Source organism: Helicobacter sp. T3_23-1059, assembly GCF_053654515.1.
In genome coordinates, this window is record NZ_JBSIUV010000003.1 from 81,715 (window position 1) to 97,804 (window position 16,090).

Annotated in this window: 14 protein-coding genes and 1 pseudogene; 14 read left to right on the forward strand and 1 reads right to left on the reverse strand. The window is 32.0% G+C overall.

Annotation, left to right across the window (positions count from 1 at the left end):
• Positions 1-8 precede the first annotated feature (8 nt).
• Positions 9-811, reverse strand: a pseudogene (locus ACWIX0_RS01635) (transposase); the annotation flags it as partial.
• Positions 812-1,072: 261 nt separating this feature from the next.
• Here ACWIX0_RS01635 and ACWIX0_RS01640 point away from each other — a divergent pair.
• The 14 genes from ACWIX0_RS01640 to ACWIX0_RS01705 all read left to right on the forward strand — a co-directional run bounded on the left by ACWIX0_RS01640 (position 1,073) and on the right by ACWIX0_RS01705 (position 16,063).
• Positions 1,073-2,197 (forward strand): nucleotidyltransferase family protein, encoded by a 1,125-nt coding sequence (locus tag ACWIX0_RS01640; protein ID WP_454171382.1) that lies wholly within the window; start codon positions 1,073-1,075, stop codon positions 2,195-2,197.
• Positions 2,194-3,732, forward strand: a complete 1,539-nt coding sequence (locus tag ACWIX0_RS01645; RefSeq protein WP_454171384.1) for a hypothetical protein — start codon at positions 2,194-2,196, stop codon at positions 3,730-3,732. Before ACWIX0_RS01640 ends, ACWIX0_RS01645 begins: the two co-directional genes overlap by 4 nt.
• Positions 3,729-4,208, forward strand: a complete 480-nt coding sequence (locus tag ACWIX0_RS01650) for a hypothetical protein (RefSeq protein ID WP_454171385.1) — start codon at positions 3,729-3,731, stop codon at positions 4,206-4,208. Before ACWIX0_RS01645 ends, ACWIX0_RS01650 begins: the two co-directional genes overlap by 4 nt.
• 25 nt (positions 4,209-4,233) lie before the next feature.
• Positions 4,234-5,760, forward strand: a complete 1,527-nt coding sequence (locus tag ACWIX0_RS01655) for a caspase family protein (protein WP_454171387.1) — start codon at positions 4,234-4,236, stop codon at positions 5,758-5,760.
• Positions 5,753-6,757 (forward strand): glycosyltransferase family 2 protein, encoded by a 1,005-nt coding sequence (locus ACWIX0_RS01660; RefSeq protein WP_454171389.1) that lies wholly within the window; start codon positions 5,753-5,755, stop codon positions 6,755-6,757. The genes ACWIX0_RS01655 and ACWIX0_RS01660 overlap by 8 nt, the downstream gene beginning before the upstream one ends.
• Positions 6,750-7,751, forward strand: a complete 1,002-nt coding sequence (locus ACWIX0_RS01665) for a glycosyltransferase family 2 protein (protein WP_454171391.1) — start codon at positions 6,750-6,752, stop codon at positions 7,749-7,751. Before ACWIX0_RS01660 ends, ACWIX0_RS01665 begins: the two co-directional genes overlap by 8 nt.
• Positions 7,744-9,858: a glycosyltransferase gene (locus ACWIX0_RS01670; protein ID WP_454171393.1), complete on the forward strand. Its 2,115-nt coding sequence runs from the start codon at positions 7,744-7,746 to the stop codon at positions 9,856-9,858. Before ACWIX0_RS01665 ends, ACWIX0_RS01670 begins: the two co-directional genes overlap by 8 nt.
• Positions 9,859-10,011: 153 nt before the next feature.
• The gene (locus tag ACWIX0_RS01675) at positions 10,012-10,446 is read left to right on the forward strand and encodes a hypothetical protein (RefSeq protein ID WP_454171395.1); all 435 of its coding nucleotides are present in this window, start codon (positions 10,012-10,014) and stop codon (positions 10,444-10,446) included.
• Between the two features lie 26 nt (positions 10,447-10,472).
• Positions 10,473-11,117: a hypothetical protein gene (locus ACWIX0_RS01680; protein ID WP_454171397.1), complete on the forward strand. Its 645-nt coding sequence runs from the start codon at positions 10,473-10,475 to the stop codon at positions 11,115-11,117.
• A complete protein-coding gene (locus ACWIX0_RS01685; RefSeq protein WP_454171399.1) occupies positions 11,077-11,508 on the forward strand; it encodes a protein-export chaperone SecB in 432 nt (143 codons plus the stop codon). The genes ACWIX0_RS01680 and ACWIX0_RS01685 overlap by 41 nt, the downstream gene beginning before the upstream one ends.
• 23 nt (positions 11,509-11,531) lie before the next feature.
• Positions 11,532-11,816 carry a hypothetical protein gene (locus ACWIX0_RS01690; RefSeq protein WP_454171401.1) on the forward strand — a complete coding sequence of 95 codons (285 nt, stop codon included), beginning with the start codon at positions 11,532-11,534 and terminating at the stop codon, positions 11,814-11,816.
• A 60-nt stretch (positions 11,817-11,876) separates the two neighbouring features.
• Positions 11,877-12,977: an aldo/keto reductase family protein gene (locus ACWIX0_RS01695; protein ID WP_454171403.1), complete on the forward strand. Its 1,101-nt coding sequence runs from the start codon at positions 11,877-11,879 to the stop codon at positions 12,975-12,977.
• Between the two features lie 12 nt (positions 12,978-12,989).
• On the forward strand, positions 12,990-13,715 hold the full coding sequence (locus ACWIX0_RS01700) for a methyltransferase domain-containing protein (RefSeq protein ID WP_454171404.1): 726 nt from the start codon (positions 12,990-12,992) through the stop codon (positions 13,713-13,715).
• Between the two features lie 17 nt (positions 13,716-13,732).
• Positions 13,733-16,063 (forward strand): FkbM family methyltransferase, encoded by a 2,331-nt coding sequence (locus tag ACWIX0_RS01705; protein WP_454171406.1) that lies wholly within the window; start codon positions 13,733-13,735, stop codon positions 16,061-16,063.
• The last annotated feature ends 27 nt before the right edge of the window (positions 16,064-16,090 follow it).

Below are 16,090 nucleotides of genomic sequence, written 5' to 3' on the forward strand. Positions count from 1 at the left end.
GTTATAGCTCAATCCAACTTAAGCGGTTGTTTTCTTATCATTTTCAGCAAGATTTTATACAAATCTTGCTTTTGTATTTTGACATTTCAATGCTACTGCTAGCCTTGTATCTAAATTCTGTTTCTTTTAAGTGAAGCAAGAAATTCTCTTTTTTGATTCCCATAAATTTAGCAAATCTATGTTTTGCATAGCCAATTTTGCTTACATTTGCGAGCAAAAGCGAAGCAAAAACATTCTCAATGCCATTTATATGATTTTTGCCTTTTGCAAACTCATTTTTTGAGTGTTTGACTCGATAATGTGCTTTTGCCACTTTTGCTTGCAGTTGTAAGCAAAGCAAAGAAATCTACTAATCCATCATAAGCCCCCCAATAATCACTATAAAATTCTGTTTCACTTATATTGCTTAAATCCCTTATTATAGGCAAAAGCTCCTCTGCCAAGCAATGTTTTACAATTTGAGTATAAACACAATTATTTCGTTTTAGCATACCTTTTGCTTGCAGTTGTAAGCAAAATAAAGCAAAAATACAGAAGTTTTCTTATCTGCTACACGCCCTCTTTTGCCTCTCACTCTTTTAGCACCCAAAATCTATATCAAAAGGTTGCTTTCATCAACTTCAATTTCACCTTGCATTTTAGAAGTTTTCTCATATTCTTTGGCGATTAAAATGCGGATTTGATTGATGATTTTATTGACACTTTGGCGAGAAATGTTGCTTAATTTTGCAATTTTAATGGCTTCAATATCAAGACTTCTTGCAAAAGCTACGAATGTAAGCGAAGTAGAAATATATTTAAGAATCTTTTTTTAAATCTATCTTGTTTTTGATTCTCTTAGCCTCTTAAATTCTTGCAAAGGTTTTTATGTGTATCAATATACTTGTTTTTTATCGCTGACATCATAACTTAAGACTCCTTTGTTTGAGATTAAGTTGGATTGAGGCATACTCTTATAGGTGTATTGTTGTTATGTAATACAGTTGTGTAACCAAATCTTTTACAAAATGTGGTAAAATTTCAGCTTTCTAAATTGTTTTTAATGTTTGAAAAAAAGTGAGGCAAGCGTGGTATGACAAATGTTACTCGAATTAGACAGGCAGACATTGACTTAATTGAGTTTTATATATCTAGTAGACTATCTAAGAATGATTTAGATTTACTTCATTTGATTTTTTCTCCAAATCCTACCCAAGAACAAGTCGATAAATTCTTGCCCACTTATGACATTGAAGTAGCTGGTAGTTACAAAGCGTTGTTGTTGGCATATTTTGCAAAAATGCATCCTTATCTTAAATTTACCGCTTATGAAACACCGCGACTAAAAGGCTTATTGAATTTTTATAGATTTCAAAATTTAAAGCTAATATCTGAATTTATTAAAATTGGCAAGATTTTCAAAGAAAATAACATTGAAATGATGGTTTTAAAAGGCTTTGCAATGAAGTGTTTAAGACCAGATTTGTCAAGAGCGATGGGCGATATAGATATTCTTACTTTTGGGCGAGATTTTATCAAATCTTATGAGATTATCCAAAAAATGGGGTATAGAATGTCATTAGAGCCACATTCTATCGATATACATGAGCCAGATTCAGAAGCGGGGGTTTTGGATATACATAGGTGGGTAAATATAGACAATGGAAAAGGAGAACGCCTAAACAAATATTTGCTAAAAAGAGCTAAACAAGCAAAAATAAATGGATTAGATGTTTTAATCCCAAGCAATGAAGATTTGTTTTTTTTATCTCTTATCAATCTATCTAAAAATCTACGAGATAACACAAGCAAAGCGAGTACTTTATATGTGCTATTTGATTGCAAATACTTATTAGAACAGCCACATTTTGATTTCAACATAGTGTCGCAAAATGCCAAAATTACTCAAACAGAAAGCTTTGTTGGCTTTGGTGCAAAATTTATCAATACCATTATCCCAGATTTAATTCCACAAGAATTTTACCAAGAGAATATAACAAAATTTTGTATAGGTATTTTATTTACTAGATATTTTCGCGCTTTACAAAAAGTGGTGCGCAAAATCAAATTTAGCTTTATCGCTCAGGGTAAAATATCGTTATATTCTTATGCTAAAATAAAGCTATATTATAAGTTTTGCAAATATATAGCAAACAAAGATTTTATCAAAACAAAGGAATTTTTACTAAATCAACGAGAAAGGACGAAAAGGCGATGATTATCAAAAACCTTAGCCAAGAGAAGCTAAAAGAATGGACTGAGCGCATAAACAAGCACATTGAGGCAAATTTTTCACTAGTTGAGACAAAATTTGTAGATTTAGGCACTAAAATCGTGCAGATATTAAACTATTCAAAAAACTTTACGCCACTTATGCAAAAACAGCTCACTTACACGCTTAAAGATTTTAGTGAATTTAAAGATTCTGCACCAAATTATGATGCCACCATAGTGCTATGGCAAGAAAACAATGTCAATGAATTTGCAAAAATGCTAGATAAAGAATTTGACCCAAAGAAAAATATGAGATTGCGCATAGATATGATTTATTCAAAACAAAAACATATAGCCGTGTCAGTTTTTGATGAGAACTATTCGCATACGATTCCGCTTATGGATATACACGATACCTTTGTCAATCTTTTTGACAGAGATACAAATACATACTTTTATGGAGCGCAAAATTTAGAGCCAGAAGAGTTTATCAAACAAGGACATATCTTTGTCCAAATCTTTAACAAAATTCTACGCACGCTGACTTCAAACCTAGCTCACGGCGCAGTTGTAGGCATAGACGATAAGGGCATTTTGCTTTGTGCTAGAGGACAGCGGGGCAAATCCACACTAGCGGTTTTATCGATGATGGAGGGCTTTGAGTATGTTTCAGATGATTATCTCGTGCTAGAAAAAGATGGCAAATCTCTATATACACACCCCATATACTCGATAATCACACTCTCCCCTAGAATGTATAACGAGCTATATGAGAAGCTAGAAGGCACTCGCTTTGTCTCAAACAACGCCAGAAAAGACAAATATGTCATCAATATCGCCAAATACCACCAGCAATTTCGGCGCAAATATCCCATAGAAGTCTGCGTATTTCCTGAGATAGTCGCTGATTCAAAGCCTTCGATTTGTTTATGTGATTCACAAGAAAAAGGACGCGCTATCACCCAGCTTATCCAATCCACAGTATCCCAAGTGCAAGATATTAACGACCGCGCCACCATACTCAAACTCATCGATATGGTAAAAGACTTTGAATTTTACAAAATCAATCTTTGTAGCGACATAGCGCAAAATACGCAGTGTTTGCGTGATTTTATCACCCACTACAAACGCCAAAAATCAAACATAAAGCTAGAAAAATGGCTCATAGACATTACCTTTGATATAGCAAATATCATCGATAGCGAGAATGGAATCATTTACACGATGAATCAAACCGCCACAAATATCTATGAAAATCTCATCAAAGGCGTTTCAAAAGAAGCAATCATAAGTGCGATAGAATCTAAAATCGCCACAAAGCACAATATCAAATGGCAAGTGGATAAATTAGCCCACGAGCTACATTCGCTTGGATTGCTTAGTAGCAAAGCCCCACAAACAAGCCAAAATAACGAGCCAAATATCAAATTTGACTTTTTAACCGAAAATCACTACAATATCTCTTTTTTAAAACACGAAAAACTTGGCACGATAGAGCTAATCACTCCAAATGCCACAAATAAAGGAGAATCAAAATGAGCTATATGCTAAATGACGAAAAAATGTTTGCAGATGTAACCGATGGTATCGCTATCATCATCAACTCTGAGACAGGTATCTACTATGGGCTAAACGCCTTTGGCACACAAGTATATGAAAATCTAGTCGCTGGGGCAAGTATGGAGGCTATATTAGAGGTAGCTAAAAAAATCCCAAATATCCCCGCAGACTTTGAAAACAATCTCAAAAAATTTGTAGATTCTATGCTAAGCTATGGTATTTTGGTAGAATCTAGCGCAGATTCGAGCGCAGAAGTCAAGCTAGATGAAGCTATCGCCAAAGAGGATAAATACGAACTTGATGTCAAAGAATACGATGACGCCCAAGAGCTACTTCTAGCAGACCCTATCCACGAGGTAAAAGAGGACACAGGCTGGACACCAGAAAAAGACTCTATCGGCTATACCAAAGAACAAACGGCAGAACGCGAAAAGAAAATGGAAGATAGTGAATGATAATTTTTAGATTTGAGTGGGTGGAATGAAAAATATCGCAATTCTGATTGGTAATTCTGACTATGAAAGTTTGGATAAGTTGCCTTGTTGCAATAAGGATATTAGCCTAATGCGACAAGTATTAGAATTAAGCAAAAAATTTGAAATTAAAGTATTTGAAAATTATAAAAGTGAAAAATTAAAAGAGGAATTAGCAGGTTTTATCCAAGACAATCAAAAAAGCAATCAAAAAATAGATGATTTGCTGTTTTATTACACAGGGCACGGCACTTTTAATAAACAATTTTCTTATTTGCCTATCAATTTTGACGAAAAAAGATATGAAACCACAAGTTTATCGAATGATGAACTTGATGATATGCTCAAAAGCTTAAATGCTAAATTGTTAGTGAAAATTATAGATGCTTGTCATTCTGGGCAACAATATATTAAAGACAAAGATGCAGATATAATCAAACAATATTTTGAGAAAGAAAAACATAGTTTTAATAAGTTGTATTTTTTCTTTTCATCATTAAGCAATCAATCTTCTTATGGCGATAAAGATGGAAGTAAATTTACGGTTGCTATTATAGATTCAATACTAAATCATACCGAAAATTCCATTCGCTATAGAGATGTTAAAAGTTATATAGCTGACTTTTTTCAAAACCAAGAGCAAACACCTTTTTTTGTTAGTCAAGCAGATGCTACTGAAATTTTTTTACCAGATTTAAAAATAATTAAAGAAAAATCTAAATCAAATTCAAAAATAAATAGCAATACAATAGATACAGCAAAAGAAAACGACAAAGTCGATGAGGCTAAAATCCTTAAATCTTTGTCTAAAAATTATATTACCAAAGATGAAGCAAAAAGTATTATCAGCAATATATTTAAAGAAGAATCTATAAAAAAATGTATCGAAACTAATCTATACGAGTTTGATATTAAACCATACAATAATTATTCTTGTGTCAAAAATATAGAAAAGTTATACAACGAAGTAGAAAAAAATAAAGAAAAATTTTTCATAAATATTACATATAAAGATGAAAAATATAAAACCATTGAAATGGTTCCCAAACCAAAAAAGCGCAACAACTTGTTTGGGTCGTATTATAATATTTGGGCAGAAATAAACCAAGAATATGTCGAAAAAGAAGTAGAAAAGGTTAGAAAAGTTGTCAGTGGTTTTTCGGCAAACGATGATATTACACCAATAGGTGTCTCTGTAACATTTATTCCTAAAAAAAATTTAAATGTTTTGAGTAGATATATTGTTAATATTGTAACTTTGCATAATGATATCAATATTGTTTTATATAGCAATTTAATAAAATGTGATAGGAATAGTTGGGATAGCTGGGATAATTTAAAAACAAAGGATTGGATAAAAAATGTTTGCACCTTTGGAGAAAGAGATAAAATAGATAGTTTAATAAAAGATATTTTACGAACATACTACCAAGAAATTAAAGTTGATATAGATAAAATAATTGCTAATGCTAATATCCAACAAGATGAGACAATAGATAAAAAAACTAACGCACGGAAATCAAATAATGCCTAAAATATCCGTCATTATCCCCGTCTATAACACCGAAAAGTATTTGCGTAAATGCCTTGATAGTGTTTGTAATCAAACTTTGCAAGATATAGAAATCATTTGTGTGAATGATTGCTCCACTGATAATTCACTACACATCTTACAAGAATACGCCCAAAAAGATAATCGAATCAAACTCATAAATTTAGCACAAAACAAAGGCGTAGCTGTGGCTAGAAACACCGCCATAGATGAAGCAAAGGGCGAGTATATAGGCTTTGTGGATAGTGATGATTATATAGACTTGGATTTTTATGAGAAACTTTATAACAAGGCAGTAGAAACAGGCGCGGAAGTTGCCATAGGGGGATGCTACATAGAAAATGAAAATGGAACAAGGCAAAAAAATATATTAGTTGATAATTTTTTACAGCAAGTTAGTAAAAATAAAATGGTTTTTTCTGAACTTTTTACTTTGGCAATATATAATAGACACTTGCTAAATAAATACGCAATAAGATTTACTAATGGATTGATATATGGTGAAGACAGAATGTTGCCATTGCAATCAAGCTACTATACAAATAAATTAAGCATTGCAGATGGGACATTTTATCATTATCGACACAATAATGATTCTATAACTAAAAGCAAAAAAAATGAGAGAATTATGCAGAGTTTTCTCGCGTATCATAAAATGGTGTTTGAATTTATAAGTAGCGTAGAATTATCAATGAATGATTATAGTTTGGTAGCAATGAGATTTTTTGGTGATTGTGTGCCGTTTATTTTAGAATTAGATGAATCTTTGCAGGAAAAATTCTATGCGGGATTTAAAAATGATATTTTCTCTTTGGTAATTGAAAATAAACTAAATGATAGCGAGTTATACACAAAAGTTGCGAAAATTTTGGCAACAGATGATTTGAGTCTGTATATAAGATTTGTTAAACAATTACACAATAAAAGAATATTTTCCTTGATAAGAGAATCTTATATGACAAAGGATAAAAATGTCTAAAGTCTCCATAATAATCCCCATCTACAATGTCGAGCGATATTTGCCAAAATGCCTAGATAGCGTGTGCCATCAAACTTACAAAGATTTAGAAATTATCTGTGTAAATGACTGCTCCCCCGATGATAGCCTAAAAATCTGCCAAAGATACGCCACCAAAGATAGCCGAATCCGCATCGTAGATAGAAAGCAAAACGGCGGACTATCCGCCGCTAGAAACTCAGGGCTAGAAGTAGCAAGTGGCGAGTATGTTTATTTTATCGATAGCGATGATTGGATAGATTTAGACTATATAGAAAAAATGGTAAGCGAAGCGGTAAAAAATAATGCAAAAGTCGTCCTAAATACTAACATACTCTATAAAATAAATGGTAGAGAATCTCAACACATGCCAGAATTGACAAAAAACAACATTTCTAATGTTTTTTTACCAGCTAATGAATGCGTGTGGAATGTGATTTGGAATGCTTGCGCGTATTTATGGAAAAAATCATTTTTAGATAGCATAAACGCGAGATTCCCACAAGGATATGTCATAGAAGATATGTATTTTCAGGCGATAACTTTGGCACAATTAGACAAAGTCTATGTAATGAGGGGGGGGGGGGCATATCACTATGTGGCAAGGGAAGGCAGCATAATGGAAAATTTCAAATCAAATCGACTTCATCATAACTATGACTTGTTAAAAATTTTTCATAAAGTGGTAGATGATTTGGAGCAAAAAGGTTTATTAAAAACTGCAAATATTAAGTTGTTTGTTTTGCTGAATATCGTTGGTAGTTTAGATGAAAAAATAGCACTTATCAAAGAGCTAAAAAATTATTTTTTAAGAATCAAAGATAAGGTATTTGCAAATCACAATTTATACAATGAGATAGAATTAGAATTTTTTAATGCTGTGCTAAACGATGATGAATCCGCATTGCAAACCAATTACCATAAAAAAATGATATTTGCTAGACTTAGAGCAACAAAAAGGGGTGCAAATGCCTAATATCCCCATATTTTTATCAAGCGATAATAACTATGCTCCATTTGTCGCCACGACAATCGCAAGTATATGTGATAACACAAAGTCATTTTGCGAATTTTATATCTTAGATGGCGGAATTACACAGGAAAATCAAGCCAAAATCTGTGAGCTAAAAAAACAATTTAGCAACTTTGAGATTGAGTTTATAAGGATTGATGTAGAAAAAGAATTTAAAGATATAGAATATCAAAATGCTTCACAATATGTAACAATATCAACATATAATAGATTGTTAATCCCGAATTTAAAACCAAACATCGATAAATGTATTTATTTAGATGTGGATATTATAGTATGTGGAGATATTGCCACATTGTATAATGAATCTTTAGATGATTATATGATTGGAGCTGTTTGGGAAGTATATGGTGAAAATAGCTTTAATATTGATAGGCGACGATATTTGCAATTAACGGAAACTCACAAATATTTTAATGCAGGAGTATTGCTAATAAATATTAAAAAATGGAGAGAAAATAATGTATCGAACCTTATCTTACAAAATGTAATTGAAAATAAAGATAGAATACAAATGGCAGACCAAGATGTCCTAAATCTGTTTTTTAATAACAATCAATATAAAGAATTGCCAATAAAGTATAATTTCTTAAATAAATATTTTATGGAAATAAAAATAGATAGTGAGGAGTTAATAATATGTCACTTTGTTGGCAATTATAAACCTTGGCAGATTGCCACTAATTATGAAATAGAACACTTGATGCCAAACCATAAATTATTTTGGCACTATGCAACTATGACACCATTTTATCAATATTTAATTTGTCATACATTAAATGAAAATGAAAGCAAAAAATTATTGAGGCACATTCATATTTTTAGAATAAAAAGGAGTCGAAATAAATTAAATTCAATTAAAATGGATTTTGGTTATTATAAAAATAGACAGACATTTGAAAATTTAGAAAAAAATGTTCAACATCATTTATCTAAAGAAGAACGACACAATATAATACGAAATTTCCTAATTAAAAATCGAAAAACAGAACAAGAAGAGCAATCAATATTGGTTGATAAATATTTGGACACTTTATATGAAAAACGAGCAAAAAATCCTTGTAACATCAATGAGCTAAAAGAAGTATTGATCAAAATATTAATAGAAACACAGCCTAAATATCATTTGCAAAAGTTGCTAAATAATAGCAATTTTTTATGGGGGATTAAAGATTTAAAAGGCATTTTGGCAAAAATCCACAATCAAAAAGACTTGTATATAGTAGAAACATCTTTTTTGCATTGCATTGTTAATGTAGCAAGTAGTTTTAGCAAGTTTCATCAAGAATATATCACAGGAATTGGATATATTGTAGATGATTTGACTGCTTATTATGATTCGACTCGATTAAGTCGTATGGAGTTGGTTTTAAATTCTGATTTTAAGATAGATGATTTACAGATAAAGCGAGCAAGGAAAATAATCAAAAAAATAATAGACAATAAAATCACAAAATACAATAATCAGCCAATCTATAAACCTAAATTTGGCAGAGATGGAGTAAAAAAAGTTTTAGTTATTGACCAATCCTATGCTGATTATTCGATTATCAAAGGTGGTGCTGATTATGATACATTTAAGTTAATGCTAGATACTGCGATTAAAGAAAATCCTAATGCAGATATTTTAATTAAAACCCACCCTGATACTTTGAGTGAAAAATCTTTAAGGCCACAATGCTATTATCAAAACATTCAAACAAAAGATAATATTTACCGAATTACCGATATGATAAATCCTATTTCAATGATTGAATATGTAGATAAAGTCTATGTTTGCACATCACAATTTGGTTTTGAAGCGTTGATGTGCGGAAAAGAAGTCCATACTTTTGGTTTGCCGTTTTATGCAAATTGGGGTCTAACTATTGACAATCAAAAACTTGCAAGGAGGACACAAAAAAGGACATTAGAAGAAGTTTTTTATATAGCTTATATTATGTTTAGCTGTTATTATAACTTCAAAACGAACAAGCCTTGCGAAATCGAAGAGGTTATTGATTTGTTGATTGAAACTAGAGAATCTTATTTTGAATCTCTAAAAAAATAAGGCTCAACCTGCCTTAAGTGGTGGATTAGATTGAGTCTTTGTGAATTGATAGGATAAAATATAAAGCATAAAATATGATTTACTTGACTTTTAATTAAATTAAAATTATAATTTCTCAATATATTTCTACTTTTTAAGTTAGGGACAAAGAAGTTGAAAAAGTATTGCGATAGATTTTCTAGTGTTTTGCGAGATGCGTTTATGAATGAAAAAGCTGAGGTCAAATCAAGTATCCAATACATATACAAGGCTGTTAAGGCTTATAGGGCAGTGAATGTTAGTGAAACCAAACAATATATTGAAAAAAGTGATTTTTATTCACAAGCGCAAAAACAAGGTGGAAAATTTGGAAATCCACCCAAAAAAGTTGCACTTACAATGTTTAGTTGCTCTTGTTTTTTTACTGAACAAAAATTGCTTGAAAAAGTAACAAATTTAAAGAGTCGAATAGATAAAGGTGAGAGCAAAATAGCAAAAGGAACTTTGAAATTTAGAAATGGTCCCATACTTGTAAATAAAAAGAAAGAGCATATAGATTGGTTTTTGTTTGAAAAAGCCGATGTAGTAGGAGATTTTGAGTTTGTGTAGTAGAATTTCATAGAAAGGAAAAAGTGATGGAACATTGGGTAAGCATAAATGACTTTGGAAATATATTTATGGAGCAAGAATTAGCTAGACTAGACATACCTTTTATATTCGTATGTTTAGATGACAATAATATAAGGTATTTGGCTTTATGCTATAATGATAGGGACTATAAATATATTTTAGCAAAATGCGATAGCTATTCTTTGATTCAAATCATAGAAGGAAAATTAAGTATAGATAGTTTTATTCAAAAATCAGATAAGATATTTTTGCTTGATTTGATTGATTGGGACAAGGCAATTATACAAGAAATGTTATATATAGATTTGTCTAATGAAGTATTGCCAGAGAAAGATACTTTCTTTACAATCAAAAATAAAAGTATAGACGAATATATAGAAAAACTAACAAATGAAATAATGGATAACCAATATAAAGTTGATGATAATTTATATGTTGGTACTAAAAATATTGAAAATAAACGAGAATTTGTAGAAAATATTGCAATTCAACAAATTAAAGATAGTGTTACGCTATGTAATAATATTCTCAATATTTTGCATTTACCACAAGTTGATAAAATTGACAATGTATCTAAAAATATCTACAAAATAGATAAAGGAGTTGCAAATGGACAAGGCAAAAAGGGCTATTTCACAAGCGCAGCCTAGCAATGCGTTTCAAATAAAAACCATTCAAGTGGGAGAATTTAAATTTAAACAAGTTGGGAAACTTGGCAAAGGTAAGTCGATTGAGATAAAACAAGGGGTTGGTGCTATTGCAGAAAAAGATAAAAACACTTACATAATTCAATCAAACATAGATATTTCGTTTTTACAAGGAGAGCAAGAAATATTTTATATCAAGTCTGCCATAGTCGGTGTGATTGGAGTTGAGTCTAATTTCAATGAAAAATTTCTTAATAATATGGTGGCGATAATGTATTCTTACTTGCGCCCTTTGGTAGCTCAAATGACCGTTATGGCAAAGTTACCTCCGCTTGATTTGCCACCACTGAACTTTGAAAATTTCAAAGTCGATGTCAAGCACAAAGATAGCTAAAATTTTAACAAAAAAGAGATTTGATGAACTTGTCAGCCCATATCCAAAGAGCGTATAAAGTTATAGTAGAAATACCATTTAGTGGAGTTGATAGTGTGGAGTTTGCCGAGCTAAACGCGCACAAGGTCGATGAAGTGAAGTATTTTATCTTTGGCGATAAGGCAAATCACTTTTCACTAGTAACTGAGAAAAGTGATAACGCGCTAAAATGCCCATTTTCATCGTCTTTTGGCATTGTTAGTGAGATAAGGCAAAATTTAGGCATAAAGTCAAAATTCAAAAGTAGGTTTTTGTATAAACTTTGTTAAAAATGATAATAAAGAATCCGCTTAAGGTGGGTTGAGTCAAATTTTAATATGGAGTGTAAAATGAATAGTCAAATAAAAAATACTTTGGAGGGAATCAAAAATTTCCCAACGAATATATATGGAATGCTACACATTTCAGGCGAAGAAGCAGTGAATAATGTTTATAATGCCATAAAGTGTGGTTTTCGAGCCATTGACGGAGCGCAGTCTTATTATAATGAACAAGAATTGGGGATGGCAATAAAAAAAGTCATTGAGGATAAAATCGCAACTAGAGATGATCTTTTTATTACCACAAAGCTGAGTTCTCATCGTGTCAATACTTATGAAAATACCATAAAATATATAAATGAAAGTTTGCAAAAACTTCAGCTAGATTATATTGATTTATTTTTAATCCACTTGCCAAGAGTAACGCCGGATGATAGCTGGAAAGATTTAAACGCACAAGCTTGGTGTGCAATGGAATATATGGTCAAATGTGGCAAAATAAAACATATTGGCGTGTCAAATTTTATGATTCATCATTTGACAGAATTATTTAAAACTGCCAAAATAAAGCCTTGCGTAAATCAAATAGAGTATTCAGCCCAATGGCAACAGCGTGAAGTTGTGGATTTTTGCAAAAAAAATGGGATTTTTTTGCAAGGTTTTTATGTAGGCGGTAACAATTTACGCGATAATAAAAAAGTCATCGAAATCGCCAATCGATACAACAAAACTCCAATGCAGATATTGTTAAAATATTGTTTAAGGGGGGGGGTTGTTCCAATTACAAAAAGTTCAAATATGCAACACATAAAATCTAATTTAGACATAATGGATTTTGATATTTCAGATGAAGAGGTTGCCATACTAGATGAGTTAAATTCTCATCCCGTTTCTGCGGAATGGGGGTTGCCAGATGATAAGTTTAATGTTTGGAGACGCGCTGACTGGAATAGAAAAGAGGTTTATAAAGTGAAAATTAAGTTATTTAAGGTTACAATAGTTTCTATTGATATTTCTACCAACATTTACAAGATATGGTTTTTTAAGTTAATTCCACTATTTTTACCCAAGAAGTTTTGTAATTTCAAGATGTATTATCGGAGGGCTAGATATAGCCAAGAATCAAAATACCCTAACGATTTTACACTAATCCCCAAAGATTTTCTTTAATAAGGAGCTAAAATGCCTATTATACCTGTGGAAATCATACAAAAACATAAAGCAAACAAAAATATGTTTTTTTGTCCTTACTGCAATCGAATGACAATTTCTCCCAAAAATATCAAAGCTGGGATAAAAATGTGTGCCTTATGCGCTTCATTTGAAAGACAAAGATTTTTGTATTTCGTGTATGAAAATCTTTTTTTAAATACGGATAAACCATTAAGGGTATTACATTTTGCACCTGAAAAGTGTATATATGACAAAATATCTAAAAATCCAAATTTAGCTTATACTGCTTGTGATTTGGAGCCTAAAAACTATCCATATATCAAAAATATCGACAAGCAAGATGGTTGCAACCTAACTTATGAAAATGATTCATTTGACATTATTATTCATAATCATATATTAGAGCATGTGCCTAATCCCATAAAATTGTTGCAAGAAAATTTAAGGGTATTAAAGCAAGATGGCATAATTATAGCCTCGATTCCGTATTATCCAAATGATTTATGTGATGATTCCAAGACAACGGACGAGGATAGAATCAAATATTACGGACAAGCTGACCATTTGCGTAAATTTGGACAAGATTTTTTAGATATTTATAGTAAATCTTTTAATATAAAGATGATTGATTCTGCTACCTATGAGGGGGGGGGGGAATTGACTAATGATGAGCTGGAAGCTATTGAAGCAAAATGCCAATCCTGCGATGATTTTTATTTTGTTGTAACCAAATAGTAATAAGGACTAGCACAATGAACGACAATCTAATATCCGTCATAATCCCTTGTCAAAATGGGACAAATTATCTAAAAGAAGCTATCGATAGCGTGAAACGGCAAGAAATGGATACCGAAATAATAGTCGTAGATGATGGCTCTACTGATGGCACGGCAAATCTTGCCAAACAAAGCGGAGCTAGGGTATATAGCATAGCACATTCTGGTTTATCAACTGCGCGAAATGTAGGGCTAAAAAATGCCAAAGGTGGTTTTATATTATTCCTTGACCACGATGATGTGATGAGTGATAATGCGCTAAAAACGCTATATGATGAGTTGGTAAGTGATGATACGCTTGGATATACGCAAGGTAAATTAGTAGATTTTATCTCGCCTGAATTGCCACAAAATGAAAAAGTCAAACTAAAACCACGAAAAGAGCCTTATGGTGGGCTTTTGACAGGTGCTTTTTTGTTTAGAAAAACCATATTTGAAGCGGTAGGTGGATTTGATGAATCTCTACAAACAGGGCAGGGTGTAGATTTTTTACTAAGATGTGATAATGCTAATGGGGGGGGGGATTTAAGACTAAAAAGCTTGATTTTATCACAACGATGCGCCGACTCCATACCACAAATATGGGCAGGACAATGCAAAACCAAGAAAACAAAGACTACTCCGCAATCCTCCGCGCAAAACTCTTGGCAAAAAAGCAAAAATAATCCCCTCATATCCATAATAATCCCCGTAAAAAACGGGGCAAACTACATAAAAGAAGCAATAGATTCGATAAAAAGTCAAAATATAGAGACACAAATCATCGTAGTGGATGATGGCTCTACGGATAATACAGCTGATATAGCCCAAAATCTAGGCTGTATAGTTATCAAACACGAGCACAACAAAGGGCAAGTCATAGCAAAAAACACCGCATTAAGATATATAGATAGCAATGGTGGTGGGGAATTTGTGATGTTTTGCGACCACGATGATTTGCTTACGCCAAATGCTTTGCAAACAATGCTAAAAGAATTTGAAATCGATAGTGAGCTAATGGCTGTAATGACAAAAACAAAAGATTTTATCTCACCCGAAATCCCAAAAGAAGAGCAAGAAAAAACAATCATAAAAAAAGAACCTTATTTTGGGCGTCTTGGCTCTTGTGCGCTTATCAAAAGACAAGTTTTTGAGATAATTGGGTTATTTGATGAATCTATAATGGCTGGTGAAATCATCGATTGGCAATCAAAAATGACTAACCATAATCTAAAAATTAAAAAGTTAGATTTTGTCTCTGCGCTTCGTAGGATTCACCTTACAAACTTTGGCAAGACGCATAAGCAAAAAGAGTATAAAGACTATGCTGCGCTACTAAAAAATAGAATCAAAGCAAATTCTACTAGTGCTAATATCGTTGGGGGGGGGGGGAATAGACACTATCTAATCTCTCGCTTTGTGTTACACTTTCGCACTGCTTCTTTTTCTCGCGCTCATATAAACGATTATACACATAATATAAATGTAAAAAATCTTACCAAAAATCTAAACGACCCATTTAACATAGTCCAAAAGGTTGAAAAATGCTATGGCAAAAAGATGATTCCGATTCGCGAAATTTACACAAAACAAGAATTAGCTCAACTTGAAAAAGTCAAAGAGTTTGAAAAATCCATACAAAAAAGAGAACATTATTTTTGCTACAAGGACTATAAATTGCCCGTGAATCTCTTTGAATCTTCGGTGTTTTATTACAAACACGGCATCGATACGCTAAAAACTAAAAGTGCAATACAAGACAAAGCCATCATCGATGTCGGCTGTCATATTGCTGATAGTGTGATAGTGTTTCGAGCAGATTTTCCAAACAATCCTATTTATTCATTTGAGCCTTCTAAAATCAACTATGAAATGGCTTTGCAAACTATCAAACTAAATAATACACAAAATGTTAAGATAGAAAATCTAGGGCTTGGAGACAAAGAATGTGAGCTAAAAATCCAATCTAACGATAATCTTTTGAAAAGTTGCGAAAATGCTATCTGTCAAAATGGCAATGAAATAGTCCAAATAACAACTTTGGATAAATATGTGGCGCAACATAATATACAAGTAGGGCTTATCAAAGTCGATATTGAGGGTTTTGAGCAAAACTTCTTAAAAGGTGCGAAAGAAACGATAAAATCACAACGCCCGATTTTGCTTATCAGCATTTATCATAATTATGATGATTTTTACAAAATAAAGCCAATGATTGAAGGTTGGAATCTAGGCTATGATTTTAGCTTATTTCAAGGTGTGCAAAATAGTGGTCCCATAGCAGTTGAGACTTTGCTAGTGTGTGAAATAAACAAGATAGACAATTAACAAATATTTTGTTATAATTTTTGGCTT